The 26,402-nt window shown below is 55.5% G+C and carries 39 protein-coding genes; 6 read left to right on the forward strand and 33 right to left on the reverse strand.

Features of this window, described 5'->3' with window-relative positions; all coding sequences use genetic code 11:
• The first annotated feature begins 309 nt into the window (after positions 1-309).
• Positions 310-711, forward strand: a complete 402-nt coding sequence (locus HGO37_RS00805) for a lysozyme inhibitor LprI family protein (RefSeq protein WP_250981766.1) — start codon at positions 310-312, stop codon at positions 709-711.
• A gap of 69 nt (positions 712-780) precedes the next feature.
• On the opposite strand, the gene HGO37_RS00810 is transcribed toward HGO37_RS00805, so the two are convergent.
• The 4 genes from HGO37_RS00810 to ilvD form a co-directional block, all read right to left on the reverse strand.
• Positions 781-2,052 (reverse strand): replication-associated recombination protein A, encoded by a 1,272-nt coding sequence (locus tag HGO37_RS00810; protein ID WP_502941378.1) that lies wholly within the window; start codon positions 2,050-2,052, stop codon positions 781-783.
• Positions 2,053-2,247: 195 nt separating this feature from the next.
• Positions 2,248-3,654 (reverse strand): DegQ family serine endoprotease, encoded by a 1,407-nt coding sequence (locus HGO37_RS00815; protein WP_250981768.1) that lies wholly within the window; start codon positions 3,652-3,654, stop codon positions 2,248-2,250.
• Positions 3,655-3,763: 109 nt separating this feature from the next.
• Complete coding sequence (locus HGO37_RS00820) at positions 3,764-4,792, reverse strand: serine hydrolase domain-containing protein (protein ID WP_250981769.1); 1,029 nt, start codon at positions 4,790-4,792, stop codon at positions 3,764-3,766.
• 184 nt (positions 4,793-4,976) lie between these two features.
• Positions 4,977-6,812, reverse strand: a complete 1,836-nt coding sequence (gene ilvD / locus HGO37_RS00825) for a dihydroxy-acid dehydratase (protein ID WP_192488657.1) — start codon at positions 6,810-6,812, stop codon at positions 4,977-4,979.
• Between the two features lie 311 nt (positions 6,813-7,123).
• On the opposite strand from ilvD, the gene msrP reads away from it, so the two are divergent.
• Positions 7,124-8,065 (forward strand): protein-methionine-sulfoxide reductase catalytic subunit MsrP, encoded by a 942-nt coding sequence (gene msrP / locus HGO37_RS00830; RefSeq protein ID WP_250981770.1) that lies wholly within the window; start codon positions 7,124-7,126, stop codon positions 8,063-8,065.
• A 1-nt stretch (position 8,066) separates the two neighbouring features.
• Positions 8,067-8,726 carry a protein-methionine-sulfoxide reductase heme-binding subunit MsrQ gene (gene msrQ / locus HGO37_RS00835; RefSeq protein WP_250981771.1) on the forward strand — a complete coding sequence of 220 codons (660 nt, stop codon included), beginning with the start codon at positions 8,067-8,069 and terminating at the stop codon, positions 8,724-8,726.
• Here msrQ and HGO37_RS00840 read toward each other — a convergent pair.
• Entirely contained in the window at positions 8,668-9,108 is a 441-nt protein-coding gene (locus HGO37_RS00840; protein WP_250981772.1) for a ribosomal maturation YjgA family protein, read from the reverse strand. The two genes, msrQ and HGO37_RS00840, sit on opposite strands and share 59 nt — an antisense overlap.
• A gap of 65 nt (positions 9,109-9,173) precedes the next feature.
• On the opposite strand from HGO37_RS00840, the gene HGO37_RS00845 reads away from it, so the two are divergent.
• The 3 genes from HGO37_RS00845 (at position 9,174) to HGO37_RS00855 (ending at position 10,920) form a co-directional block, all read left to right on the forward strand.
• Positions 9,174-10,046 (forward strand): DUF817 domain-containing protein, encoded by an 873-nt coding sequence (locus HGO37_RS00845; protein WP_250981773.1) that lies wholly within the window; start codon positions 9,174-9,176, stop codon positions 10,044-10,046.
• A 66-nt stretch (positions 10,047-10,112) separates the two neighbouring features.
• A complete protein-coding gene (locus HGO37_RS00850; protein ID WP_250981774.1) occupies positions 10,113-10,478 on the forward strand; it encodes a carbon-nitrogen hydrolase family protein in 366 nt (121 codons plus the stop codon).
• Positions 10,479-10,512: 34 nt separating this feature from the next.
• Complete coding sequence (locus HGO37_RS00855; protein ID WP_250981775.1) at positions 10,513-10,920, forward strand: carbon-nitrogen hydrolase family protein; 408 nt, start codon at positions 10,513-10,515, stop codon at positions 10,918-10,920.
• Positions 10,921-11,079: 159 nt separating this feature from the next.
• Here HGO37_RS00855 and rplQ read toward each other — a convergent pair whose 3' ends face one another.
• The 28 genes from rplQ to HGO37_RS00995 form a co-directional block, all read right to left on the reverse strand.
• On the reverse strand, positions 11,080-11,505 hold the full coding sequence (gene rplQ, locus HGO37_RS00860; RefSeq protein ID WP_192488651.1) for a 50S ribosomal protein L17: 426 nt from the start codon (positions 11,503-11,505) through the stop codon (positions 11,080-11,082).
• Between the two features lie 121 nt (positions 11,506-11,626).
• Positions 11,627-12,637: a DNA-directed RNA polymerase subunit alpha gene (locus HGO37_RS00865; protein ID WP_192488650.1), complete on the reverse strand. Its 1,011-nt coding sequence runs from the start codon at positions 12,635-12,637 to the stop codon at positions 11,627-11,629.
• 178 nt (positions 12,638-12,815) lie between these two features.
• Positions 12,816-13,205: a 30S ribosomal protein S11 gene (gene rpsK / locus HGO37_RS00870; protein WP_007766864.1), complete on the reverse strand. Its 390-nt coding sequence runs from the start codon at positions 13,203-13,205 to the stop codon at positions 12,816-12,818.
• A gap of 132 nt (positions 13,206-13,337) precedes the next feature.
• Complete coding sequence (rpsM, locus tag HGO37_RS00875; RefSeq protein ID WP_192488649.1) at positions 13,338-13,706, reverse strand: 30S ribosomal protein S13; 369 nt, start codon at positions 13,704-13,706, stop codon at positions 13,338-13,340.
• 239 nt (positions 13,707-13,945) lie between these two features.
• A complete protein-coding gene (locus HGO37_RS00880) occupies positions 13,946-14,536 on the reverse strand; it encodes an adenylate kinase (RefSeq protein WP_250981776.1) in 591 nt (196 codons plus the stop codon).
• On the reverse strand, positions 14,533-15,873 hold the full coding sequence (gene secY, locus HGO37_RS00885) for a preprotein translocase subunit SecY (RefSeq protein ID WP_192488647.1): 1,341 nt from the start codon (positions 15,871-15,873) through the stop codon (positions 14,533-14,535). The genes HGO37_RS00880 and secY overlap by 4 nt, the downstream gene beginning before the upstream one ends.
• Positions 15,874-16,110: 237 nt before the next feature.
• A complete protein-coding gene (rplO, locus tag HGO37_RS00890; RefSeq protein WP_192488646.1) occupies positions 16,111-16,590 on the reverse strand; it encodes a 50S ribosomal protein L15 in 480 nt (159 codons plus the stop codon).
• A gap of 16 nt (positions 16,591-16,606) precedes the next feature.
• Positions 16,607-16,813 (reverse strand): 50S ribosomal protein L30, encoded by a 207-nt coding sequence (gene rpmD, locus HGO37_RS00895; protein ID WP_192488645.1) that lies wholly within the window; start codon positions 16,811-16,813, stop codon positions 16,607-16,609.
• Between the two features lie 11 nt (positions 16,814-16,824).
• Positions 16,825-17,394, reverse strand: a complete 570-nt coding sequence (rpsE, locus tag HGO37_RS00900; RefSeq protein ID WP_192488644.1) for a 30S ribosomal protein S5 — start codon at positions 17,392-17,394, stop codon at positions 16,825-16,827.
• A gap of 119 nt (positions 17,395-17,513) precedes the next feature.
• Positions 17,514-17,876: a 50S ribosomal protein L18 gene (rplR, locus tag HGO37_RS00905; RefSeq protein WP_192488643.1), complete on the reverse strand. Its 363-nt coding sequence runs from the start codon at positions 17,874-17,876 to the stop codon at positions 17,514-17,516.
• 12 nt (positions 17,877-17,888) lie between these two features.
• Positions 17,889-18,422 (reverse strand): 50S ribosomal protein L6, encoded by a 534-nt coding sequence (rplF, locus tag HGO37_RS00910; RefSeq protein ID WP_192488642.1) that lies wholly within the window; start codon positions 18,420-18,422, stop codon positions 17,889-17,891.
• A gap of 42 nt (positions 18,423-18,464) precedes the next feature.
• Positions 18,465-18,863 carry a 30S ribosomal protein S8 gene (rpsH, locus tag HGO37_RS00915; RefSeq protein WP_045024690.1) on the reverse strand — a complete coding sequence of 133 codons (399 nt, stop codon included), beginning with the start codon at positions 18,861-18,863 and terminating at the stop codon, positions 18,465-18,467.
• 12 nt (positions 18,864-18,875) lie between these two features.
• Positions 18,876-19,181, reverse strand: coding sequence for a 30S ribosomal protein S14 (rpsN, locus tag HGO37_RS00920; RefSeq protein WP_192488641.1), 306 nt, complete (start codon positions 19,179-19,181; stop codon positions 18,876-18,878).
• Between the two features lie 33 nt (positions 19,182-19,214).
• Complete coding sequence (rplE, locus tag HGO37_RS00925) at positions 19,215-19,772, reverse strand: 50S ribosomal protein L5 (protein WP_192488640.1); 558 nt, start codon at positions 19,770-19,772, stop codon at positions 19,215-19,217.
• On the reverse strand, positions 19,765-20,073 hold the full coding sequence (gene rplX, locus HGO37_RS00930; protein ID WP_192488639.1) for a 50S ribosomal protein L24: 309 nt from the start codon (positions 20,071-20,073) through the stop codon (positions 19,765-19,767). The genes rplE and rplX overlap by 8 nt, the downstream gene beginning before the upstream one ends.
• Positions 20,074-20,085: 12 nt before the next feature.
• Complete coding sequence (rplN, locus tag HGO37_RS00935) at positions 20,086-20,454, reverse strand: 50S ribosomal protein L14 (RefSeq protein ID WP_003495199.1); 369 nt, start codon at positions 20,452-20,454, stop codon at positions 20,086-20,088.
• A 234-nt stretch (positions 20,455-20,688) separates the two neighbouring features.
• Entirely contained in the window at positions 20,689-20,925 is a 237-nt protein-coding gene (rpsQ, locus tag HGO37_RS00940; RefSeq protein WP_192488638.1) for a 30S ribosomal protein S17, read from the reverse strand.
• Positions 20,926-20,937: 12 nt separating this feature from the next.
• Positions 20,938-21,138 carry a 50S ribosomal protein L29 gene (rpmC, locus tag HGO37_RS00945; RefSeq protein WP_138790874.1) on the reverse strand — a complete coding sequence of 67 codons (201 nt, stop codon included), beginning with the start codon at positions 21,136-21,138 and terminating at the stop codon, positions 20,938-20,940.
• Between the two features lie 12 nt (positions 21,139-21,150).
• Positions 21,151-21,564: a 50S ribosomal protein L16 gene (rplP, locus tag HGO37_RS00950; protein WP_192488637.1), complete on the reverse strand. Its 414-nt coding sequence runs from the start codon at positions 21,562-21,564 to the stop codon at positions 21,151-21,153.
• 38 nt (positions 21,565-21,602) lie between these two features.
• On the reverse strand, positions 21,603-22,334 hold the full coding sequence (gene rpsC, locus HGO37_RS00955; RefSeq protein ID WP_192488636.1) for a 30S ribosomal protein S3: 732 nt from the start codon (positions 22,332-22,334) through the stop codon (positions 21,603-21,605).
• Complete coding sequence (rplV, locus tag HGO37_RS00960; protein WP_045230773.1) at positions 22,334-22,723, reverse strand: 50S ribosomal protein L22; 390 nt, start codon at positions 22,721-22,723, stop codon at positions 22,334-22,336. The genes rpsC and rplV overlap by 1 nt, the downstream gene beginning before the upstream one ends.
• A 2-nt stretch (positions 22,724-22,725) precedes the next feature.
• A complete protein-coding gene (rpsS, locus tag HGO37_RS00965; protein ID WP_192488635.1) occupies positions 22,726-23,004 on the reverse strand; it encodes a 30S ribosomal protein S19 in 279 nt (92 codons plus the stop codon).
• Between the two features lie 14 nt (positions 23,005-23,018).
• Positions 23,019-23,855 carry a 50S ribosomal protein L2 gene (rplB, locus tag HGO37_RS00970; RefSeq protein WP_192488634.1) on the reverse strand — a complete coding sequence of 279 codons (837 nt, stop codon included), beginning with the start codon at positions 23,853-23,855 and terminating at the stop codon, positions 23,019-23,021.
• 43 nt (positions 23,856-23,898) lie between these two features.
• Complete coding sequence (locus HGO37_RS00975) at positions 23,899-24,192, reverse strand: 50S ribosomal protein L23 (RefSeq protein WP_192488633.1); 294 nt, start codon at positions 24,190-24,192, stop codon at positions 23,899-23,901.
• Positions 24,189-24,809 (reverse strand): 50S ribosomal protein L4, encoded by a 621-nt coding sequence (gene rplD / locus HGO37_RS00980; protein WP_192488632.1) that lies wholly within the window; start codon positions 24,807-24,809, stop codon positions 24,189-24,191. The genes HGO37_RS00975 and rplD overlap by 4 nt, the downstream gene beginning before the upstream one ends.
• Before the next feature lie 12 nt (positions 24,810-24,821).
• Complete coding sequence (rplC, locus tag HGO37_RS00985) at positions 24,822-25,463, reverse strand: 50S ribosomal protein L3 (RefSeq protein ID WP_192488631.1); 642 nt, start codon at positions 25,461-25,463, stop codon at positions 24,822-24,824.
• 155 nt (positions 25,464-25,618) lie between these two features.
• Complete coding sequence (rpsJ, locus tag HGO37_RS00990; protein ID WP_003507767.1) at positions 25,619-25,927, reverse strand: 30S ribosomal protein S10; 309 nt, start codon at positions 25,925-25,927, stop codon at positions 25,619-25,621.
• Positions 25,928-26,250: 323 nt separating this feature from the next.
• Positions 26,251-26,402: EF-Tu C-terminal domain-related protein (locus HGO37_RS00995; RefSeq protein WP_502941379.1), on the reverse strand; the 152-nt coding region annotated here is incomplete at its 5' end.

Consider the following 26,402-nt stretch of genomic DNA (forward strand, 5'->3'; position numbering starts at 1 on the left):
AGTGATCTGCCCAGCACAAAAAGCTGCCGGAAGAGCCGCTCTTCATAAATTTTACCTGTCCAGACATGTCGCGTCGAACGCACCATTGTTGGTTAATCACGCTGCTCACTCCGGTGGCGCTGGGTGGGACGTAGGGTAAAGCGCATCTTGGAGGCCGGTTTACCCGACGTCCCACCTCACTCACCACTCGCCAGATGTCCATGGGCAGCAAGCTTCACGAGATGACAACCATCACCATCACAAGGCATTGCGGCGCGTACAAAAGCCTCTATTCTGCAACGTGAAACGCTACGACATCGGGAGGTCGGCATGAAATTTATTCTGGCAGCCGCATATATCGGTTTGATCGTCACACCTGCCTACGCGGATCAAAATTGTGGCGACCTGACGGATCAGACGGCGATGAATGTGTGCGCACAGAAAGCCTTCGAAAAGTCAGATGGAGAGCTCAACAAACTCTACAAGCAGATACAAACCAGGCTGAAAGATGATGCGGACACGACAAAGCTGCTCGTGACAGCACAGCGTGCCTGGATTGCTTTTCGAGATGGCGAATGCAGCTTTTCAAGCTCCATGGTCGCACAGGGAACTGTCTATCCATTCGTTCAGAATTCATGTCTGGACGGACTGACGCAAAATCGGATCAAAGACCTCAACGGCTATCTGTCATGCGAAGAAGGCGACATGAGTTGCCCAGTCCCGGCCAAATAAGTAAACCCGCGCGATTGCACTATTCAAACGACATGCGTCGTGAGTGACATTATCGGTAAAGGCCCGGTTTTATTCAGGCTTCTGACTTTTGCGCCTGCTCCAGAACTGCACCCGCTTTGAAAGCTCTCGTTCAAAGCCGCGCTCATTGGGCTGATAGAACTCAAGATTTTTATCGCTCAGTTCTGCCGGAAAGAATGACTGGCCGCTAAAAGCATCCGGGTAGTCATGGTCGTATTTATACCCCTCATGATACCCCAGCTCCTTCATCAGCTTTGTCGGGGCATTAAGGATGTTTTTGGGCGGAGGCACAGACCCGGTCTGCCGCGCAAGCGCCGTTGCCGCATCAAAGGCGCGGTACGTGGCGTTGGATTTGGGAGCGGTCGCGACATAAACGATAGCTTGTGCCATGAACAGCCGCGCTTCGGGCCAGCCGATACGCTCAAAGGCTTCCCATGCGGTAATCACCTGCTGCAACGCTTGCGGATCCGCCAGACCGACATCTTCAGAGGCCGCACAGGCCAGCCGCCGGAACAATACATTCGGGTCTTCACCACCCTCGATCATGCGTGCCGCCCAATAGAGCGCCGCATTCACATCGCTGCCACGCAGACTTTTATGGAAGCAGCTCAACAGATTGTAGTGACCGTCATTGGCCTTGTCGTAGAGCGGCATTCTCTTTTGCAGAAGGGAAGCCAGATCGCTGCGCGACAGTGGTTGCCCCGCACCAGCCCGCAGAACCTCCTCGACCATGCCGATAAAATAACGACCATCACCATCAGCCAGATCGAAAAGGCTTTCCTTGGCCTCATCATCAAGCGGCAGCGGTTTGCCGATATGCGCTTCGGCCCGCTCAAGCAGACGCGACAACGCCTCCTTACCGAGCGGATTGAGGGTGAAGACACGGGCACGCGATAGCAACGCGCCCACAAGGCTAAAACTTGGGTTTTCTGTGGTGGCACCCACCAGAATGATCAGGCCGCTCTCAACATGCGGCAACAGCGCATCCTGTGTTGAGCGATTGAAGCGATGAAGCTCATCGATGAACAGAATGGTTTGCCGACCGAGCGTGCGTTCTTTCTTGGCTTCCTCGAACACCTTGCGCAAATCCGCAACGCCGGACATGACAGCAGACAGCTGCACGAATTGCGCCTGCGCATCGGCGGCAACAATTCTGGCAATGGTGGTTTTACCAACGCCGGGAGGCCCCCACAAAATGAAGGATGACAGCACACCTGACTTGGCCATGCGGCCTATCGGACCGTCATCTGCCAACAGGTGATCCTGCCCGACAACTTCTGAAAGCGTGTTCGGACGCAAGGCTTCTGCAAGCGGTCGTGGCATTTCCCGATCAAAAAGCGACACCCGCACCTCCGAAACTGCATTCATAAGGACGGCGGCCGAAGCCGCCAGTTATTCAACAACAGATTATCATCTTAAGCCCCATCAGGGCAAAATCCCCTCTCCGCTTGGCCGAATGTATCCGGGTGGTGACGCCTGTAAATTCGTCACCGTTTCAGAAGCGGAGAGGCATTTCATTTACCGTAGGAACTGCCGGATACGCTGGCCATCGCGCATGATCTCAACGCGCCAGAAACCGGTGTTTTGATCCATTGCGTCGGCAAGCGTCTTGGTGGAGGTGATGTCATTGCCGTTGATGACAAGCACAACATCCTTTGGACGGAAACCGACGCGGGACGCCGGCGAACCGCGGGCCACATCCGTCACCACCACACCGGTCGTCTGGGTTGGCATACGCAGCTCATCCGCCAGCTTGGGCGAAAGATTGGCAATCTTTGCGCCAGCAAACGGATTGCGACCTTCAATGATACGCTCATCGCGCGGCTTTGTTTCCGGTGCGGTATCAAGCGCGATTTCAATCTCGCGGCTCTTGCCCTTGTCGATAACGGTCAGCTTGGCAGACTTGCCAATGCCGGCGGTCGTCAGGCGATACCCCAGTGCGTCAGGATGTTCGACAGCAATACCATCGACCGCAATCACCACCTGCCCCGGCTCAATGCCGGCCTTTTCTGCCGGACCATCCTTCACCACGCCAACCACCAGCGCACCACGGGCACGGTCGAGACCAAGCGCCTCGGCCACATCTGATGTTACCGGATCAAAGGTCGCGCCGACATAAGGACGCTGGAAGCTCTCGTCGCCCTTTTCAGCGGACGCCAGGAATACCCGCACGAGGTTGGCCGGAATGGCAAAACCGATACCGTTGGAGCCGCCACCACGCGAGAAGATCGCGGTGTTGATGCCGATCAGTTCGCCATTCATGTTCATCAGCGCACCACCGGAATTACCCGGATTGATAGAGGCATCCGTCTGGATGAAGAAACCGAAATCGCCCTGTACGACCTGATTGCGCGCCAGCGCCGAGACGATACCGCTGGTCACCGTCTGTCCGACGCCAAACGGGTTACCAATGGCCAGAACCAGATCACCCACCTCAACCGCATCCGAATTACCAAGGGACAAGGCCGGGAACTGTTCTTTCGAGTCAATCTTCAAAACTGCCAGATCAAGCCGGTCGTCTTTCAGGAGGATCTTAGAGGCAAACTCGCGGCCATCGGCCAGCGCAACCTTGATCTCGTCAGCACCTTCAATGACGTGGTTGTTGGTCACGACAAGGCCATTTGCGGCAAGGATCACGCCAGAACCGAGCGAAGACTGCTTTTCACTGCGGTTTGGCAATTGCTGGCCAAAAAACTGTTCAAAGAATGGGTCGCCGGCAAAGGGCGAGGCCCGCCGCTGCACCATGCGCTCGGCATAGACATTGACCACCGCGCCTGCGGTCTGCTTGACCAGCGGCGCAAAGGAAAGCTGCATTTGCGTATGGCTGGAGGGCACCGTCTTGGTGTCTTGCGCATGAAGTGTGGCGGGAGCCAGCATAATAAGCGCAGTTGCCGTCAGACAGGCGCGTTTGAACATACGGTCCATTTGATTCCCTTGATGCTGTTTCAAAGTGGTTTTAATGCCTGAAATTAAAAACGAAAATAGGCGGAAACATGGAAAATAAGGCAGGCGCGAACAGCGTGATTTTCACACGCTACACGGCCTGAATGATACTTTCCATAAGACCGTGCAACTGGTCGCGGTAGCCGGTTCTGGCAGATGGCGCATCCTCGCGCGAGGTCATGACGACACTGAGCTTTCGTGACGGTACGATGTATAACATCTGCCCACCAAAACCCCAGGCATAGATTGTCTTTTCACCCGCCATATCCCGCATGAACCAGCAGTAACCGTAGCCGTCGCCATTGAACACGGAATTGGTCCGCTGCGTCCAGGACTGGTCGATCCAGCCTTGCGAAACCAGCCTGTCACCGGATGGTGTCACGCCGCCATTGCGGTAGAGTTCACCGAAGGCCAGCAGCGAACGCGCCGTCATCGCCATCTGGTTTCCACCGAGATAGATGCCCTGCGGATCGCGGTCCCAGGCGCCGATCCTGAAATCTTCAAGTGGCCGGAACCACTCTCGCGCCAGCGCCAGCGTGTTCTTGCCCGAGGCCTTGGTCAAAATGGCAGACAGAAGATGCGTGGACCCGGTGGAGTACAACATGCCACCGCCGGGTTCACCATCGAACCCGGACCCAAGTGCAGTTCTTACCCAGTTGCGGCTGGCAACCCACCGGCCGTAATTGGGGCCAGACATCCGCGCCAGACCAGACTGCATGGACAGCAGATTGCCAATCGTCACCCGCTCCAGCCTTGGATCGGGGTTTTGCGGAAACTCACTGCGCAACACACTGGCAATCGGCTGATCAGCACTTTCCAGCACCTTGCGGTCTATCGCCATGCCGACCAGCGCCGAGACGACAGATTTGGATGCCGACTTGATGTTTACAGAACCGTTGAGGGCGTTGCCGTTATAGGCACGTTCGGCCACCCGTTTTCCATCAACGCTGACAAGAACGGTTTTTAGTGTCGCAAGCTCCTGTGCCTGCCGAAGGACAGGGTCCAGACGCGATGAAGTGGCTGGACTGGCCAAGGCGGCGGCCGCCCCAGAGGACTGTGCCCGCACGCTGTGTGCCAATGGGAGGGATGCGATCAATGCAAGAGCGGTTCTTCTTTTCATGGACTTTATCTATGTTGCGAAAATCGCTGTAAAAGAGGCACCAAAGCATGTCACTTAAACGTGACAGGATATTTTATCGCATCACACCGCAATATCTCATGGTGTCCACCTCCCTGCACCGAATGCAAAACGCCGCTCCGGAGTGTCCAGAGCGGCGTTTAGAGCTTGACGAAGGAACCAGATTTTACTCCGGCAGAATGCGCACGGCACCCTTGTCGGCGCTAGATGCAAAGGCGGCATAGGCCTTCAGCGCCGTGGTGACATTGCGCTTGCGCGGTGCGGCCGGCTTCCAGCCCAGCTTGTCCTGCTCGGCGCGACGTTCTGCCAGTTCCGACTCCGAGATCACCAGATTGATGGTGCGGCCCGGAATATCGATGGCAATGGTGTCGCCTTGGCGCACCAGACCGATTGCACCGCCCTGGCCGGCTTCTGGCGAAGCATGGCCGATCGACAGGCCGGAGGTGCCGCCGGAGAAGCGACCATCGGTGATCAGCGCGCAGGCCTTTCCGAGGCCCTTGGACTTCAGGTAGCTGGTCGGATAGAGCATTTCCTGCATGCCAGGACCGCCCTTTGGACCTTCGTAACGGATGACAACAACGTCGCCAGCCTTCACTTCATTGTTGAGAATGCCCTTTACCGCAGCATCCTGGCTTTCGAACACAACGGCCGGGCCGGTGAATTTCAGGATGGATTCATCCACACCGGCAGTTTTGACGATGCAGCCTTTCAGCGCAATGTTACCGAACAGAACGGCCAGACCGCCATCCTTGGAGAATGGATGTTCGACATTGCGGATGATGCCGGTTTCGCCATCGGTATCCAGCTCATCCCAACGCGAGGACTGGCTGAAAGCCACCTGTGTCGGAACGCCACCGGGAGCCGCCTTGAAGAACTGACGAACGGTTTCGCTGTTGGTACGGGTAATGTCCCAACGGTCGATTGCATCGCCCAGCGTCGCCTCATGGACGGTCGGGCAATCACGATTGATCAGGCCACCACGATCCAGCTCACCGAGAATACGCATGATGCCGCCAGCGCGGTGAACGTCTTCCATGTGCACGTCCTGCTTGGCAGGCGCGACCTTGGACAGGCAAGGAACCTTGCGCGACAGACGGTCAATGTCTTCCATGGTGAAATCGACGCCGCCTTCATAGGCAGCTGCCAGAATGTGCAGAACCGTATTGGTGGAACCACCCATGGCAATGTCCAGCGACATGGCGTTTTCAAACGCCTGCTTGCTGGCAATGGTGCGCGGCAGAACGGATGTATCGTCCTGCTCGTAATAACGGCGGGTGATGTCAACGATCAGATGACCGGCCTCAACGAACAGGCGCTTGCGGTCGGAGTGCGTGGCAAGTGTCGAGCCGTTACCGGGCAGTGACAGGCCAAGAGCCTCGGTCAGACAGTTCATGGAGTTGGCCGTGAACATGCCGGAGCACGAACCGCATGTCGGACAGGCGGCACGTTCGATCGCGCTAACTTCCTCGTCGGAAATCTTGTCATCAGCCGCAGCAACCATGGCATCAACCAGATCGAGCGCAACGGTCTTGCCGTGCAGAACAACCTTGCCTGCTTCCATCGGGCCGCCGGACACAAACACAACGGGAATGTTGAGGCGCATGGCGGCATTCAACATGCCGGGGGTGATCTTGTCGCAGTTGGAAATGCAAACCATCGCATCGGCGCAATGTGCATTGACCATGTATTCGACGGAATCCGCAATGATTTCGCGCGATGGCAGCGAATACAGCATTCCATCGTGACCCATGGCTATACCGTCATCCACGGCGATGGTGTTGAATTCCTTGGCAACACCGCCAGCCGCTTCGATTTCGCGCGCCACGAGCTGGCCGAGATCCTTCAGGTGTACGTGACCCGGCACGAACTGCGTAAATGAGTTGACCACGGCAATGATTGGCTTGCCGAAATCGCCGTCCTTCATTCCGGTCGCGCGCCACAGGCCGCGAGCACCGGCCATGTTACGGCCATGGGTTGTCGTTCTGGAACGGTAAGCAGGCATGGTGTTTTCCTCGATCTTCAAGCCTTGCGGGAAGCAAAACGCATAAGTAAGCGCAAAACTGCCCGACTTTTTGATAGTCCTCTAGCGCATCTCCACTGATGTGTCACTGTCACCTTTGGCAAATACAGTACGGTTCGGTACGGTACGCATTTTTCTTTGCGCCCAGTACGCCCTGCCCTGATCACGAATACGCGATGTACACCCATTCGACCTATTTTTTGCATCGGCCGTGAAACATATCTTGTGCATGCTACGTAGTAGGCATCATAACATGAAATGATGCCGGCAGGCTCGGCGCGGAGGAGATTAAAATGGCTGTTTACCGTCCACCCCATATTGCTGCACGTGATGTGACTCCGCGTGACACCTACATGAACCGCCGCAAGTTCATGGGCGCTGCCGCAGGTCTTGCTTTCGCCGGAGGTGCCGCAGGCAGTGCCTTTGCCGCTCCCCTCACCGCAAAACCCGGCCCCTACAAGATCGATGAAAAAGTAACACCGCTGGATGCCATCACCAGCTACAACAATTTCTACGAATTCGGGGTTGGCAAATCCGACCCGAAGGACAATTCCCAGCATTTCAAGCCGACGCCTTGGACAGTGAAAGTTGATGGTATGGTTGGCAAGCCCAAGGAATTCGGCCTTGAAGAACTGATGAAACTTCAGTTGGAAGAGCGCACCTACCGCATGCGCTGTGTCGAGGGCTGGTCGATGGTGATTCCGTGGATCGGTTTTCAACTCTCCGCCTTGCTTGATCAGGTCGAGCCACTGGGCAGCGCCAAATATGTCTCGTTTGAAACCGTTGTCAGGCCAGAAGAAATGCCGGGCCAGACCGGACTTTTCCAACCGCTGAAATGGCCCTATGTGGAAGGCTTGCGCCTTGATGAGGCCCGCCATCCGCTGACGATCCTTGCCGTTGGCCTCTACGGTGAAACCCTGCAAAACCAGAATGGTGCGCCCATTCGTCTGGTCGTGCCGTGGAAATACGGCTTCAAAGGCATCAAATCCATCGTGCGCATATCACTGACGGAAACTCAGCCGGAAACCACGTGGAAAAATTCCAATGCCCGCGAATATGGTTTCTACTCCAACGTCAATCCAAACGTCGACCACCCCCGCTGGAGCCAGGCGAGCGAACAGCGCATTGGTGAAGGTGGTTTCTTTGGCACGCAGAACCGTCCAACCCTGATGTTCAACGGGTACGATGAGGTCGCCAGCCTCTATAGCGGCATGGACCTCAAGGCGAATTATTGACATGGCTGCCAAGCTGCCCATTCCAGCACTTCCACGCCGTTTCCATGCGGCCAGCATCTGGCTGCTCTACATCATCGGGCTCTGTCCGGCCGCGTGGTATTTCTACCTGGGCGCCAGCGGGCAGCTTGGCCCCAACCCGGTCAAGGACTTTGAACACCTGCTTGGTATCTGGGCGCTGCGCTTTCTGATTGCCACGCTGGCCATCACCACGCTGCGTGACTTTACCGGCATCAATTGGGTGCGTTACCGGAGGGCGCTCGGCCTTCTGGCGTTCTATTATGTTATCATGCATTTTGCCACCTATATGCTGCTCGACAAGCGGCTGGACATGCTGTCGATCCTTGCCGACATTGCCCGCAGGCCCTACATCACCATCGGCATGGCCTGTCTTGTGCTGCTCATTCCCTTGGCAGTGACATCCAACAATCTGTCGATCCGAAAGCTTGGCAAAAACTGGATCAGGCTGCACAAACTTGTCTATCTGATCATCCTGGGTGGCGCCCTGCACTACTCGATGGCCGTCAAGTCCATCACGCTCGGGCCTTTCATCCACATGGCGCTGCCGGTTCTGCTGGTTGCCTACCGGCTGATGCGACCAAGGATCATGGCATGGAAGAAACGCAGCGCCGTTGCCACCAACCAGAAAGCCGTTCGGCAATAAATGCGGCAGCCACTATGCCGGTGATGTAACAGGCTATATTCCACAGCGAGAATACCCGCCCCAGCAACAAAGTGCCGACCGTAGTATCGCGGAAGGCATCAAGCGCCGGAAAGTGAACAAGCCGGACCAACTCCACCGCGATTGCCACACCAACGGCAATCAGCGTCCTCTGTCGCAGCGGATGATGGGCAAGCAATGTGGCAATCAGCAGATAGACCATGGAGCCCCACAGGATCGAGCCGCCATATTTCACCACAGCAAAGGGCAGACCAACGGCGTAACCAAATTTGCGCAACGCCAGCCCGAGAATGATCACCAGACAAGCGCCCGAAAAATGCCCTACACGCACTGAATAAAACCGTGAAAACGGCGGCAAGGCCATGTCGATTCCCTCAAGGGTTGCTATAGCTTCTGAACGAAAAGATTGGCCGCAAACGGAAACAGCCTATGACCACAGACACAACATGGACCGGTGGCCGGCTTTCCGCCTTTGATGGTTATCTCTGCGATACCCATCCTTGGGGCGAACTTAAAGGCATAAAACGATTTATCGTCGAGTTTTTATATTTCGGCATCAAGGAGGCACGCGCCTGCCTGTTTGCTGGCCTGTTTTTCCTGTCGATTTTTCTGGTGCCGAGAGACGGCCTGTTTGGCCTGCCACGTTATGACGTGCTGCTGGTCATCGCGCTTGCCATCCAGTTTTTCATGATCTGGAGCAAGCTCGAAACGCTGGATGAAGCAAAGGCCATCTTCCTGTTCCACATTGTTGGTTTTGCTCTGGAAGTTTTCAAGACATCGGGCAGCATCCAGTCTTGGTCCTATCCGGATTTTGCCTATAGCAAGCTGTTTGGCGTACCGCTGTTTTCCGGTTTCATGTATGCCGCCGTCGGCAGCTATATCATTCAGGCCTGGCGCATGTTTGATATCCGCATCCGCCACCACCCCAGCTACTGGATGGCAACGCTCATCGGCTTAGCGATTTACGCCAACTTCTTCACCCACCATTATATCGGTGATTACAGGTGGTATATCGCGGCCTGCGCGCTCGGCCTTTATGCCCGTGCCACGGTCGTCTACCGCCCCTATGACCGCGACCGACGCATGCCGCTGCTTCTTGCCTTTGTGCTGATTGGCTTTTTTGTCTGGCTGGCGGAAAATATCTCGACCTTCTTCGGCATCTGGGCCTACCCCAACCAGCTTGGCGCTTGGTCCATGGTGCATCTTGGCAAATGGAGTTCATGGTCATTGCTTGTCATCATGACCTTCACCATCGTTTCGCATCTCAAGCACATCAAGAGCCGCATTTCCGTGCCGGAATAGTTTATGTCTCTATAAGGAAACTTTTTGTTTTGAACGAGCAAAGCAAAAACGAGACGGATGTCGCCCATGAAGATTGCAGCAGCCCAGAGCATCATAACCTCTGACATCCGCGAAAATGGCCGCACCATAAGGGCGCTGATCGTACAGGCAGCGACGCAAGGCGCCCGCCTCGTCAACTTCTGTGAAGGAGCACTGTCCGGTTACGCCAAGGCGCAAATCAGCTCACCCGAGAGCTGGTTAGACCTTGATTGGACCACGCATGACGCAGAGCTTGCAGCGATTGCCGAGACCTGCAAAGGCCACAACATCTTTGCCGTGATCGGTTCAGCCCATGCCCTGCCCGCACCACAGCCACCACATAACAGTCAGTATATAATCAGCGACACTGGAGACCTGATCGGTCGCTACGACAAACGTTTTCTCTCTAACTGAATTGCAGGGTTGGTACACTCCGGGCATCCATCCTGTGACATTCGAGGTCGATGGTTATCGCTTCGGCTGTTTGACCTGCATCGAGGTGCAGTTCCCGGAATTATGGATGGGGTACGAGCGCCTCGGCGTCGACGCGATCCTGTTTTCTTCCTACGGCATCAGAAGCTTCTTCCAGATTGCGCTGCGCGCCCATGCCGGTTTCAACTGTCTGTGGATCAGTGGCGCCACCCCGGCGCAAACCGCCCATGAAGGCCCGGCCGGCATTATCGGCCCTGATAGCAAGATCATCTCCCATTGCAGTGTAGAGACCAACAACCAACTGGCCTTTGCCACACTGAACCGCAATGACCCACTCTTTGATGAGGCCCTGCACAAGGCAAAGCCATGGCGTCGTCTGGCGCGACAGGGTGATATCTACCGGAACAAACGGATCGAGTCTTGAGACACTGGGAATTCGCTGGCCTGCAGGATACCGCTCCGCCTGCGGGAAACTCTTCAGACAGACAACGCCCGGACAGAAAATACACCAGCCGAACACAAAAAAGTCCGGGTGATTGCTCACCCGGACTTTTATCAGTTTGACGTTTTAACGCGTCAGAACTTATGCAGCTTCTGCAGCTTCTGCTTCAGCAGCTACGCGAGCCTTGTCCGCTGCGCCCTTGGCGTTAACATCGCGTTCAACGAATTCAATAACTGCGAGAGCAGCATTGTCGCCCTGACGGAAGCCAGCCTTCATGATGCGCAGGTAGCCGCCGTTACGGTTTGCGTAACGAGCTGCGATTGCGTCGAACAGCTTGCGAACAGCGTCCTGATCCTTGATCTGCGAGAGAGCCTGACGACGAGCGTGCAGGTCGCCGCGCTTGCCGAGGGTTACCAGCTTCTCAACGATCGGGCGAATTTCTTTCGCCTTTGGCAGAGTGGTTACGATCTGCTCATGCGTGATGAGCGAAGCAGCCATGTTGGCAAACATTGCCTTGCGGTGGCTGGCAGTTCTATTGAGCTTGCGGCCTGAATTTCCGTGGCGCATTGCTATTCTCCTTTAATGCAGGTTCCTGATCTTCAGGCCTGCCGTTTCCTGGCACATGCAGACGACCTGTCTGCTGTTTGACGGGGAAAGGCAGTCTTTAAAGGGCCTGCCTCTGTCTGTATTAGTATTGGTCTTCGTAACGCTTTGCGAGATCTTCGATGTTCTCTGGTGGCCATGCCGGTACTTCCATACCGAGGTGCAGACCCATGGAAGCGAGAACTTCCTTGATTTCGTTCAGCGACTTGCGACCAAAGTTCGGAGTACGAAGCATTTCGGCTTCGGTCTTCTGGATCAGGTCGCCAATGTAGACGATGTTGTCGTTCTTCAGGCAGTTTGCCGAACGAACGGAAAGCTCCAGTTCGTCGACCTTCTTGAGAAGAGCCGGGTTGAACGCCAGTTCTGCAACGGATTCTTCCTCGGCTTCCTTCTGCGGTTCGTCGAAGTTGACGAATACGCCGAGCTGGTCCTGGAGAATACGAGCAGCAAAAGCAACTGCATCTTCACCGGAAACAGAGCCGTTAGTCTCAATGGACATAATCAGCTTGTCATAGTCGAGAACCTGACCTTCACGGGTGTTTTCCACCTTGTAGGACACTTTCTTGACCGGGGAGTAGAGGCTGTCCACGGGAATGAGGCCAATCGGGGCATCTTCCGCGCGGTTACGCTCTGCCGGTACATAACCCTTGCCGTTGTTGACGGTGAATTCCATGCGGATTTCAGCGCCTTCGTCGAGGGTGCAGATAACGTGTTCCGGGTTCAGGATTTCGATGTCGCCAACTGTCTGGATGTCACCAGCAGTAACGGCACCTGGGCCCTGCTTACGCACAACCATGCGCTTGGAGTCGTCACCATCCATCTTGATGGCGATTTCCTTGATGTTCAGCACGATATCCGTCACGTCTTCCCGAACGCCGGGAATGGAGGAGAACTCGTGCAGAACGCCGTCAATCTGCACGGCCGTTACAGCAGCACCACGCAGAGAAGACAGCAAAACGCGGCGAAGCGCGTTACCAAGCGTAAGACCGAAACCACGCTCCAGAGGCTCGGCAACAAGTGTTGCCTTCGTGCGGCTCGAAGACGTGAACTCGACCTTGTTCGGCTTGATGAGTTCCTGCCAATTCTTCTGAATCATGTTTAAACCTTCCGTTCGCCGCCACCATCCAATCGTGGCGGTCCGAGCATGAACACTGAGAGGAACCGGGGTTCATCAGCGGGTTTGTCGCATAAAAGCCGGAAGACCGGAAGTTATGCGGTAAAACGCGAAAATTCCGCCTGACCAGAGGAAAGGCGGAACCACGAAGCAGCCTGCGTTAGACGCGGCGCTTCTTGCGCGGACGGCAACCGTTGTGCGGGATCGGCGTCACGTCGCGGATAGAGGTAATCATGAAACCAGCAGCCTGCAGAGCGCGAAGAGCGGATTCACGACCAGAACCTGGACCGCAAACTTCGACTTCAAGCGACTTCATGCCGTGTTCCTGAGCCTTCTTGGCGCAGTCTTCAGCAGCGATCTGGGCGGCAAACGGCGTAGACTTACGCGAACCCTTGAAACCCTTTGCACCAGCAGACGACCAGGCAATTGCGTTGCCCTGTGCGTCAGTGATGGTGATCATGGTGTTGTTGAACGTGGAGTTTACGTGAGCAACACCAGAGGTGATGTTTTTACGTTCGCGACGCCGAACGCGTGTGGCTTCCTTTGCCATAGTATCCCTTTCATTGATCTCTTCACCGCCGTAACACCAGCGGCTACACCGGCGCCGAGCCGTTCAAGGCCCTTCGCCAAATTCAAAGAGGCCGGCGCGTGCACCAGCCTCCCCACCCCGGTCTCCCGGAAATTACTTCTTCTTACCTGCGATCGCCTTCGCTGGACCCTTACGGGTACGAGCGTTGGTGTGCGTGCGCTGACCGCGGACCGGAAGGCCACGACGATGACGCAGACCACGGTAGCAGCCGAGGTCCATCAGACGCTTGATGTTCATCGAGGTATCGCGGCGAAGATCGCCTTCAACCTGATAATCACGGTCGATGGTTTCGCGGATCTGAAGAACTTCAGCATCCGTCAGCTGATGAACGCGCTTTTCAGCCGGCAAGCCGACCTTGTCCATGATTTCCTGCGCGAATTTTGGACCAATCCCGTGAATGTAGGTCAGCGCGATAACAACGCGCTTCGCAGTCGGGATGTTGACGCCAGCGATACGTGCCACGTCTATTCTCCTTGCGTTCCAGTTGCCATCCGGCAAGTGGTGCTTCCATTAGAGCGGTAACAAGACCGCCAGTTCAAATTAATATCCGCCGCAAGCCGAAACGACTGCACCCGGATCTCCCTTGGGAAATCCGCGCCAGTCGCTGGATTGTCGCGAGTTGGCGCGGTGTTTAGCGGAATCAGCGCGAAAAAGCAACCGGCTCCGCCAAGATTCTTTAGCGATCCAGAAGAACGCAAAACTCAGGCAGTTGCTTTCTCAAGCACGTGTTCGATCTCTGCAGTCACAGAATCGACGCCTGCCATCCCGTCAAGCGTCACCAACTGTCCCTGTTCGCTGTAATATTGCGACAGGGGAGCCGTCTTTTCATGGTATTCAACCATGCGCTTGCGGAAAGTTTCCGGATTATCATCAGGACGAACCTTACCACCGGCAGCAATGGTTTCAGCCACGCGGTTTTCGATTCGGCGAATCAGGGCTTCTTCATCCACTTTCAACTCGATGACAGCATCAAGTCTCAGGTTTTTCGCCTGCATGTTCTCTGCCAAAGCCTTGGCTTGAGGAACAGTGCGCGGATATCCGTCGAGGATGAAGCCCTTCGCACAGTCAGGCTCCACGATACGGTCCGACACGATCTGGTTGACGATATCGTCAGACACCAGACCACCGGCATCCATAACAGCCTTTGCACGTATGCCGACTTCAGTACCGGCGCTCACAGCCGCTCTCAACATGTCCCCCGTTGAAAGCTGCGGAATACCGTATTTGTCCGTCAAACGCTTGGCTTGGGTTCCTTTACCAGCACCTGGTGGTCCCAGAAATATCAGTCTCATCGTCCCCTCTTTCCTCCACGCAATTTAGATTTCTTGATCAGCCCTTCATACTGCTGGGCAATCAGGTGTCCCTGGATCTGGGCAACAGTATCTAGGGTTACACTGACAACGATCAAAAGCGAAGTACCACCAAGGGCTAATGGGATACCTGTCCGAGCAATAAGTGTCTCAGGAAGGATACACACGAACACAAGATAAACAGCGCCGATGACGGTGATGCGTGTCAGAACATGGTCAATATACTCGGCTGTGCGTTCACCTGGGCGAATGCCCGGAATGAAGCCGCCGTGCTTTTTCAGATTGTCAGCCGTATCCTTCGGATTGAAAACAATCGCGGTGTAGAAGAATGCGAAGAAGGCAATCAGCAGACCATAAAACAGCATGAACAATGGCTGACCGTGCTGCAGCGACGCAATGATCGTTGTCGCCCAGTTCGGCAGATTGCCGTTACCGGCAAAACCGGCAGCCGTCGCTGGCAAAAGCAGCAGCGAAGAAGCGAAGATCGCAGGGATAACACCGGCAGTGTTCAGCTTCAGTGGCAGGTGCGATGTATCACCCTGGAACATGCGGTTGCCAACCTGACGCTTCGGATACTGGATCAGAAGACGACGCTGTGCACGTTCCACGAACACGATCAGCGCAATAACGCCAATAGCCACCACGACCACAGCCAGGATAAGCGGTGTGGACAGAGCGCCTGTACGGCCCAGTTCCAGCGTACCGGCAAGAGCTGTCGGCAGACCGGCAGCAATACCGGCAAAAATGATCAGGGAAATACCGTTACCAATACCACGCGAGGTGATCTGTTCACCCAGCCACATCAGGAACATTGTACCGCCGAGCAGCGTAATGACGGTAGAAATGCGGAAGAACCAGCCCGGATCGATCACAAGGCCGCTGCCGCTTTCCAGACCAACGGCAATGCCGTAGGCCTGCAGGGTGCCAAGCAGCACAGTGCCGTAACGGGTGTACTGGTTGATGATCTTGCGACCAGCCTCCCCTTCTTTCTTCAGCGCTTCAAGCGACGGCACAACGGACGTCATAAGCTGCACGATGATCGAAGCAGAGATGTAAGGCATGATGCCGAGCGCGAAAATCGCCATGCGCTCTACAGCGCCGCCCGCAAACATGTTGAAAAGACCCAGGATACCGCCCGCTTGACCGCGGAATGCCTGTGCATAGGCCTCTGGGTTAAGACCCGGAAGCGGAATATGCGTACCAAGACGGTATACGAGAAGTGCTGCGAGGGTGAACCACAATCTCTTTTTCAGATCTTCCGCTTTCGCGAAAGTTGAAAAATTCAGGTTTGAGGCCAGTTGTTCCGCTGCTGAAGCCATAAAATTCTCCGCGCGACCCTTGCCAGCAGCCCGAAACCGGCAGTTCCGGAAAAGGTCAAAAAGATACTGGTTCAAAAACCGGGCTTCGGACGGACGCGGACGAACCGCAATCTTGCCTCACCCCTGTTTCCATGTGTCCCGGTCACAAACATTACGTTCGTCGTCGGGACTGTGAGGCTCTCATAAGGGAGCGCGAACGCCCGGAGTGAACCACTCCGGGCGTTCGTAGTCTATATATTACTCAGCAGCTTCAGCTGCAACAACCAGAAGCTTGATAGAGCTGCCAGCTTTTTCGATCTTTTCAACAGCAGCCTTGGAGGCGCCGGCTACTTCAATCGTTACCTTGGTGGTCAGTTCGCCACCGGACAGAACGCGAACGCCGTCCTTTTCGCGACGAATGACGCCAGCAGCCTTCAGAGCAGCCGAATCGATCGTTGCCTTAGGGTCGAGCTTCTTGGCATCGATTGCAGTCTGGATACGGCCGAGCGAAACGGTTGCGTATTCAGAAGCGAAGATGTTGGTGAAGCCGCGCTTTGGCAGGCGACGGTAGATAGGCATCTGACCGCCTTCGAAGCCGTTGATAGCAACGCCCGAACGAGCCTTCTGACCCTTAACACCACGACCACCGGTCTTGCCCTTGCCGGAACCGATACCGCGACCTACGCGGATACGATCCTTGGAAGAACCTTCGTTGTCTTTAATTTCATTGAGTTTCATGATGACTTCCCCGGTCTTACTTCTCGTCTACGACGCGAACGAGATGCTGGACAGCACGGATCATGCCACGAACCGATGGAGTATCTTCCAGGGTACGCTGACGGTGCATCTTGTTGAGACCCAGGCCGATCAGCGTCTGACGCTGTACTGCCGGGCGGCGATTGGCACTGGCGATCTGTTCGACCGTAACAGTCTTCTTGGATTCAGTAGCATTCTTGGCCATGATCCAGCTCCTTATTCTTCAGCAGCGTTGCCGGAAGCGGCGCGGCGTGCCTGAAGAGTTGCATACTTGAGACCACGCTGTGCAGCGACGTCCTTCGGATGAACCTGGTGCTTCAGAGCGTCGAAAGTTGCGCGAACCATGTTGTACGGGTTCGAAGAACCTGTCGACTTGGCGACGACGTCGTGAACGCCGAGCGTTTCGAAAACAGCGCGCATTGGACCACCGGCGATGATACCAGTACCAGCCTTTGCAGAGCGCAGCAGAACCTTGCCAGCGCCGTGACGGCCGTTAACATCGTGGTGCAGCGTGCGGCCATCGCGAAGCGGAACGAAGATCAGATCGCGCTTTGCGCTTTCAGTTGCCTTGCGGATAGCTTCTGGAACTTCACGAGCCTTGCCGTGACCGAAACCAACGCGACCCTTCTGGTCGCCAACAACAACGAGAGCAGCGAAGCCGAAACGACGGCCACCCTTAACAACCTTTGCAACGCGGTTGATTGCAACCAGCTTGTCAACGAATTCGCTATCGCGCTCTTCGCGGTTCTGGCGATCGTCGCGAGAACCTCTTTTATCCTGTGCCATTGTCCTTTTCCTTTTTCTTTTGCGGGTAGAACGGCAAACGAGAGAAGGACCACCGGTTCCATTTCTGGAACCCGCATGGTCCGGTGAAAACCGCCCGGACGGATCCGGGCGGAAGCTTTTTAGAAGTTCAGACCGCTTTCGCGTGCTGCATCTGCCAGAGCCTTAACGCGGCCGTGATAGATGAATGCGCCACGATCGAATACAACATCCTTGACGCCAGCCTTGCCAGCGCGCTCTGCAACCAGCTTGCCAACAACGGCAGCTGCTGCAACGTCTGCACCAGTCTTCAGCGACTTGCGCAGATCTGCTTCGAGTGTCGAGGCAGACGCAAGCGTCGTGCCGGCAACATCATCGATGACCTGTGCATAGATGTTCTTCGACGAGCGATGAACCGACAGGCGCGGGCGACCGTTAGCAACCGCCTTGATCTGGCGGCGTACACGGTTCGCACGGCGTGAAAGTGCTTCTTTCCTGCTAGCCATTTCGCGAGTTCCTTACTTCTTCTTGCCTTCTTTGCGGATGATCCGTTCTTCAGCGTACTTGACGCCTTTGCCCTTGTAGGGCTCGGGACCACGGTATTCGCGGATTTCCGCGGCAACCTGACCGACCTGCTGCTTGTTAATGCCGGAAACGATGATTTCCGTCGGCTTAGGAACGGCAATGGTGATGCCGACCGGAGGCTCATAAACAACATCGTGAGAGAAACCGAGCGCCAGCTGCAGGTTCTGGCCCTGCATGGCTGCACGATAACCAACGCCGTTGATTTCGAGCTTACGTTCGTAGCCGTCCTTAACACCCTTGAAGATGTTCTCGATCATCGTGCGGGACATGCCCCACTTCGAACGAGCTTCCTTGGTGTTGTTGGCCGGCTGAACCGAAACCGAGTTTTCTTCCAGCTTCAACTGAATGTCATCATTAGCGACGAAAAACAGTTCACCCTTCGGACCCTTTGCAGTGATCTTCTGGCCATCAACCGTGGCCGTGATCCCTGCTGGTACCTGAACGGGCTTTTTACCGATACGAGACATATTTTTATCCTGCCTGTTTCGCCAGGAGACCCCTGCCCGATCTTAGAAGACCGAGCAAAGAACCTCGCCACCAACGTTCTGTTCACGAGCCTGGTGATCAGCCATCACACCCTTCGGAGTCGAAAGGATAGTGATGCCGAGACCGTTCGCGACCTGCGGAATGGACTTTACCGAGACATAAACCCGGCGGCCCGGCTTGGACACGCGGCCGATCTCACGGATCACGGACGCGCCTTCGTAGTACTTCAGTTCGATCGTGAACTCGGCCTTGCCGTTTTCAAAATCGGACTTGGAATAACCGCGAATGTAGCCTTCAGCCTGCAGCACGTCGAGAACGCGCGCACGGAGGCTGGAAGCAGGAGTGCTAACCGACGACTTGCGACGAGCAGCACCATTGCGGATGCGGGTGAGCATATCACCCAACGGATCAGTCATTGTCATGTGCCCGTCTCCTTACCAGCTCGACTTGACAATACCCGGCACCTTGCCGGAATTGCCCAACTCGCGAAGCGCAATACGCGACATCTTGAGTTTACGATAGAACGCGCGCGGACGGCCCGTTACTTCGCAGCGGTTGCGGATACGTGTCTTCGAGCCGTCACGCGGCAGCGAAGCGAGCTTCAGTGTTGCCTGGAACCGCTCTTCGATCGGAAGGGACTGGTTCATGACGACAGCTTTGAGCGCGGCACGCTTGGAAGCATGCTGTGCAACTGTCTTGCGGCGGCGCTTGTTCTTTTCAACTGCGCTTGTTTTCGCCATATCAGAGTTCCTTTTCTACGCTCGTCGTTACGGTTACTGACGGAAAGGGAAGTTGAACTCTGTCAAAAGAGCCCGAGCTTCGTCGTCCGAAGTCGCCGTCGTGCAAACGATGATGTCCATGCCCCACATCTGATCAACCTTATCGTAGTTGATTTCTGGGAACACAATGTGCTCCTTGATGCCCATGGCGAAGTTGCCACGGCCGTCAAAGCTTTTCGGGTTCAGGCCCCGGAAGTCGCGAACGCGCGGAAGCGCGATGTTGATCAGACGGTCAAGGAACTCATACATGCGAGCGCCACGAAGAGTAACCTTCGCACCGATTGGCATGCCTTCACGAACCTTGAAGCCAGCAATGGAATTGCGAGCCTTGGTAACAACCGGCTTCTGACCAGCAATAGCAGCCAGATCGGCTGCAGCAACTGTTGGCTTCTTCGAATCAGCCGTTGCTTCACCAACACCCATGTTGATAACGATCTTGTCGAGCTTCGGGATCATCATCACGTTAGAGTAGGAGAACTTCTCCTGCATAGCGCCGCGAATACGGGAAACGTATTCAGCCTTGAGACGCGGCTCGTACTTGGACTCAGCCATCGATCACTTCTCCCGAACGCTTGGCCACGCGGACCTTCTTGCCGTCTACAACCTTGAACCCAACGCGGGTCGCCTTACCGTCCTTGTCGACGATAGCAAGGTTAGAGATGTGCAAGGATGCTTCCTTGTTGATGATGCCAGCTTCTTGGCCCTGGGTCTGGCGCTGGTGACGCTTCACCATGTTTACGCCACTCACGAAAGCCCGATCTTCTTTTGGCAAGACCTGAGTTACTTCGCCGGTACGGCCCTTGTCCTTACCGGTCAATACGACAACTTTGTCGCCTTTGCGAATTTTCTGCATCGCTATCGCTCCTTACAGTACTTCTGGAGCCAGCGAGATGATCTTCATGTGGTTCTTTGCGCGAAGTTCGCGTGGAACCGGTCCGAAGATACGGGTGCCGATAGGCTCTTTCTTGTTATCGATAAGAACAGCTGCGTTGTTATCGAAACGGATGACGCTGCCGTCAGCGCGACGAATGTCCTTGGCGGTACGCACTACAACCGCCTTCATCACGTCGCCCTTCTTGACGCGGCCGCGCGGAATAGCTTCCTTGATCGAAACGACAATAATGTCGCCAACGGAAGCATACTTACGCTTCGAGCCGCCCAGCACCTTGATGCACATGACACGACGTGCGCCGGAATTATCCGCCACGTCGAGGTTTGTTTGCATCTGAATCATGTCAGGTCGCCTTCTTGTTGTTACTGGAACGGTTGGGCAGCCTCATAGAGAAAGCCCCCTGCTCCAGCTTATGAAAAGTCTCTGTTTTCGCGCGGAAGAAATCTTGCCAGGGTGGTTTCCATAACGGACCTTCCGTGCGCATCAAAGCAAAAGACGCCCGGTGACGAGCGTCCTTGCGCTGCTTCATACAGGTTTTCGCGCCGATAGCAAGAGCCCGGCGCGAAACTGTTTGAATTAAGCCTGTGCGGAAACAACCGTCCAGCGCTTATCCTTGGAGATTGGTGCGCATTCCTCAATGGAAACCACATCACCAACCTTGTACTGGTTGTTTTCGTCGTGGGCCTTGTACTTCTTCGAACGACGAACGGTCTTCTGAAGCAGTGGGTGAGCGAATCGACGCTCGACCTTGACTACAACGGTCTTCTCGTTCTTGTCGGAAACTACGACGCCCTGCAGAATGCGTTTCGGCATATTATTCTTCCTTTAGGCCTTGGCTTCTGCCGCCTTCTGGCGGGCAATGGTTTTCACGCGGGCGATGTCCTTACGGACTTCGTTGATGCGCGAGGACTTTTCCAACTGACCGGTAGCCTTCTGGAAGCGCAGGTTGAACTGCTCTTTCTTCAGGTCGGCAAGCTTGTCCTTGAGCTGATCGGCGCTGAGGCCGCGAACATCTTCGGCTTTCATTGTGCCTGCTCCTTACTCTGCGATGCGCTGTACGAAGCGCGTCTTAACCGAGAGCTTGGCAGCGCCGAGACGAAGCGCCTCACGGGCGATCTCCTCGGAAACACCGTCGATCTCGAACATCATACGACCAGGCTTGACCTTGCAAGCCCAGTATTCGACCGAACCCTTACCCTTACCCATACGAACTTCGGTCGGCTTGGCCGTAACCGGAGTGTCTGGGAATACGCGGATCCACACACGACCTGCGCGCTTCATGTAACGCGTGATCGCGCGGCGGGCCGCTTCGATCTCGCGTGCATTAACGCGGTTCGGTTCCTGCGACTTCAAGCCGTATTCACCGAATGCAAGGTCAAAGCCGCCCTTGGCCACACCTTTGATGCGACCCTTGAACTGCTTGCGGTACTTAGTACGCTTTGGCTGCAACATTTTCTTACTTCTCCGAGCTTATCTTTCGCCAGCGTCAATCAAGCGTTTTCGCGACGACGATCGCCACGATCACCGCGCTCACGGCTTGCCGGACCCTGGGCATCGCCTTCGAGCGCACGACGCTCGGAAGCCATCGGATCGTGCTCAAGGATTTCGCCCTTGAAGATCCAGACCTTGATGCCGCAAATACCGAATGCGGTTTCAGCTTCAGCTGTACCGTAGTCGATGTCTGCACGCAGGGTGTGAAGTGGCACGCGACCTTCGCGGTACCATTCGGTACGAGCGATTTCCGCGCCGCCGAGGCGGCCGCCGCAGGTGATCTTGATGCCTTCGGCGCCAAGACGCATAGCGGACTGAACAGCACGCTTCATCGCACGGCGGAAAGCCACGCGGCGTTCGAGCTGCTGGGCAATCGACTGTGCTACGAGTGTAGCGTCGACTTCCGGCTTGCGCACTTCAACGATGTTGAGGTGCGTTTCGCTGTCGGTCATCTCCGAGATCTTCTTGCGAAGCTTCTCGATGTCTGCACCTTTCTTGCCGATGATCAGACCCGGACGAGCCGAGTGGATGGTCACGCGGCACTTCTTGTGCGGACGTTCGATGACAACCTTGGCGATGCCTGCCTGCTTCAATTCCTTGATCAGGTAAGCACGGATCTTGAGATCTTCGTGGAGCAGTTTGCCGTATTCGGCAGTGTCTGCATACCAGCGGCTATCCCAAGTGCGGTTGATACCGAGGCGGAAGCCGATTGGATTAATCTTCTGACCCATTATGCGGCCTCCCCTTTTTCCTCGACTTCGCGAACAACGATAGTCAAGTGTGCAAACGGCTTTTCGATACGCGAGGCGCGACCACGGCCACGAGCGTGGAAACGCTTCATGGTGATGGACTTGCCAACGTAGGCCTCGGCGACGACGAGAGCGTCGACGTCGAGGTCATGGTTGTTTTCTGCGTTCGCAATAGCCGATTCCAGCGTCTTCTTGACGGTGGAAGCGATACGCTTGCGGGAGAATTCGAGCTCGGCGAGAGCGCGATCAACCTTCTTGCCACGGATAAGAGCGGCAACCAGGTTCAGTTTCTGTGGGCTGACGCGAAGCGTACGGGCAATAGCCTGAGCCTCGTTGTCCTTCAGCCGGCGTTCGGTCTTAGCCTTCGCCATGATTACTTCCTCTTTGCCTTCTTGTCCGCGCCATGACCGTAGTAGGTCCGGGTCGGAGAGAATTCACCGAACTTGTGACCGACCATGTCTTCATTGACATTGACCGGCACATGCTTGCTGCCGTTGTAAACGCCGAAGGTCAAGCCTACGAACTGCGGCAGGATCGTGGAGCGACGGCTCCAGATCTTGATTACTTCATTACGTCCGCTTTCGCGTACCTTCTCAGCCTTTTTGAGAAGATAGCCGTCAATAAACGGACCTTTCCATACTGAACGAGCCACTTGGACTACCTCTCTTACTTCTTACGCTGATGGCGCGAACGCATGATGAACTTGTCGGTCGACTTGTTGGAGCGTGTACGCTTGCCCTTTGTAGGCTTGCCCCACGGAGTCACCGGATGGCGACCACCAGACGTACGACCTTCACCACCGCCGTGCGGGTGATCGACAGGGTTCATAACGACACCGCGAACGTGTGGACGCTTACCGCGCCAACGCGAACGACCGGCTTTACCGTCGTTGGTGTTGCCGTGGTCGGCGTTGGAAACAGCACCGATGGATGCAAGGCAAGAGCCGTGCACGAGACGCTGTTCACCAGAGTTCAGACGAAGGATCGCCATACCCTGGTCACGACCGACGAGCTGCACATATGTACCTGCCGAGCGAGCGATCTGACCACCCTTACCAGGCTTCATCTCGACGTTATGGATGATCGAACCAACTGGGATGTACTGAAGCGGCATTGTGTTGCCTGGCTTCACGTCAACAGCCTTGTCGGAGGCGATCACCTTGTCACCAGCAGCAAGACGCTGTGGCGCGAGAATGTAAGCCTGTTCACCGTCAGCGTAAGTTACGAGCGCGATGAATGCAGTGCGGTTTGGATCGTATTCCAGACGCTCAACCGTACCCTCAACGTCAAACTTGCGACGCTTGAAGTCAATGAGACGGTATGTGCGCTTGTGACCGCCACCCTGGAAACGGACAGTGATCCGGCCCTGGTTGTTACGGCCACCCTTCGAGCTGAGACCTTGGGTCAGCGCCTTAACCGGCTTGCCCTTGTAGAGCGAAGAACGGTCGACAATGACCAGCTGGCGCTGGCTCGGAGTGGTTGGATTGAAACTTTTCAATGCCATTTTATTGTTCCCTTTTGGGTCTTTGCCCGCGTGGGCCTAACCTTTAGAGTCCGGTGGACACGTCGATGGATTGACCTTCGGCGAGCGTGACGACGGCTTTTTTGACGTCCTTCTGCTTACCAGCGAACCCACGGAAACGACGGGTCTTACCCTTGCGGATAAGCGTGTTCACAGCCGTGACTTTGACGCCGAAGAGAGCTTCGATAGCAGCCTTGATTTCAGGCTTAGAAGCGTCTTTGGCGACGTTGAATACGACCTGGTTCTGTTCGGATACCAGCGTCGACTTTTCCGTGATCGAAGGAGATACGATCACATCGTAGTGGCGAAGATCCGTCATTTGAACCGCTCCTCCAGAGCCTCTACAGCAGCCTTGGAAAGCACCAGCTTGCCACGACGCAGGATGTCGTAAACATTGATGCCCTGAACCGGCAGAACGTCCACATTTGGAATGTTCTGAGCAGCAAGCTTGAAGTTGCCATCAAGCTCGGCGCCGCCGATAACAAGAGCGTTGGTCAGGCCGAGCGAGGCGAAATTGCCCAGCAGAGCCTTTGTTTTTGCTTCAGATGCAACGAGCTGATCAACGATGATCAGGTCTTCAGCCTTCAGCTTTGCAGAAAGCGCGTGACGCAGAGCGAGAGCGCGAACCTTCTTCGGCAGGTCATGAGCGTGGCTGCGAACAACCGGGCCATGAGCCTTACCACCACCACGGAACTGCGGAGCGCGAGCCGAATGGTGACGAGCGCGGCCCGTACCCTTCTGCTTGTACATCTTCGCACCGGTGCGGGAAACTTCCGAACGGTTCTTGGTCTTGTGCGTACCCTGCTGCTTCTTAGCAAGCTGGTAGCGAACCATACGCGCCAGAATGTCCTGGCGTGGGTCGAGGCCGAAAATTTCGTCCGACAGGGATACCTTGCCGGCGTCTTTTCCCTCGAGGGTCGTGACGTTCAATTCCATAATAAGGCTCCCTTACTTCGCAGCCGACTTGACGGCATCACGGACGATGATCCAGGAACCTTTGGAACCAGGAACGGCGCCCTTCACGAGGATCAAACCGCGATCCTCATCGGTCGAAACCACTTCCAGATTCTGGGTCGTTACGCGAGTCTGGCCCATATGACCAGCCATGCGCTTGCCCTTCCAAACCTTACCAGGATCCTGGTTCGAACCAGTCGAACCATGCGCACGGTGCGAAACCGAGTTACCGTGCGAAGCGCGACCACCACCGAAGTTGTGACGCTTCATAGCACCGGCAAAACCCTTACCGATCGTGGTGCCGGTTACGTCAACCAGCTGACCAGCGGCAAAATGGCTTGGCGTCAAAGTCGCGCCAACATCGATGAGGTTTTCTTCGGAAACACGAAACTCAACAAGCTTAGCCTTAGGCTCAACGCTTGCAGTTGCGAAGTGACCACGAAGAGCCTTCGATGTATTCTTGACCTTCGACTGGCCAGCACCGAGCTGAACTGCGATATAGCCATTCTTTTCTTCAGTGCGCTGCGAAACAACCTGAACGTTGTCCAACCGCAACACTGTAACTGGGATGTGCTCACCAGCGTCATTATAGACGCGGGTCATTCCCACTTTCTGTGCAATCACACCTGAACGCATTGGTTCAATCCTCTTGCGAGCCTTGAAGGGAAACCCCTCTCCGCCCTTTGTTTGGGAGTTCCCGTAGACGTCTCACGACGCGTCCGGTCTCCGGTTTAGAAGTCGTTGGATTACTCCACGTACCTTCCTTGTTATATCCGGCTTTCGCCGGGGCCTTAGAGCTTGATTTCGACGTCAACGCCAGCCGCAAGGTCGAGCTTCATCAAAGCATCAACAGTCTGCGGAGTAGGATCAACGATATCGAGAAGACGCTTGTGCGTACGCATTTCGAACTGTTCACGGCTCTTCTTATCTACGTGAGGAGAGCGGTTAACGGTAAATTTTTCGATGCGTGTTGGGAGCGGAACCGGGCCGCGAACGCTGGCGCCGGTGCGCTTGGCGGTCGACACGATTTCGCGAGTAGAGGCATCGAGGATCCGGTGATCGAACGCCTTGAGGCGGATACGGATATTCTGGCCGTTCATTCGACTTGTCCTTGTTCTTAGTTATTCAATTTCCGCACGCGGAAATACATGAACCTATGTTGATCGTGGCGCCGCAGATTTTCAAAAATCGAGAGGAATGCAAGGCGCACCCCAATCATTTCGTTAGTCTGGATTACTTGAACGCCATGGTTCGCAAACATCTGCGAATCTCATAACAGCTCTGACTGCGCGTTTACGCGCTTTCACTGTAATTATCAAGCATTAAAAATGCCTCGTCGTCACGGTTTTTACTGATAGACAAATTGGCGACCCCGAGAGGTCGCCAATTCAATGTCTTCAATGAGGGCCGAAGCCCACATTAATTATTCGATGATCGAGGCAACGATGCCAGCGCCGACGGTACGGCCGCCTTCGCGGATAGCGAAGCGCAGCTTTTCTTCCATCGCGATTGGAACGATCAGTTCGACTTCAACGGTAACGTTGTCGCCTGGCATAACCATTTCCGTGCCTTCTG

Origin of the sequence: Rhizobium sp. CG4 (assembly GCF_023701965.1) — a bacterium.
In the GTDB taxonomy this organism is placed as follows: Bacteria; Pseudomonadota; Alphaproteobacteria; order Rhizobiales; family Rhizobiaceae; genus Agrobacterium.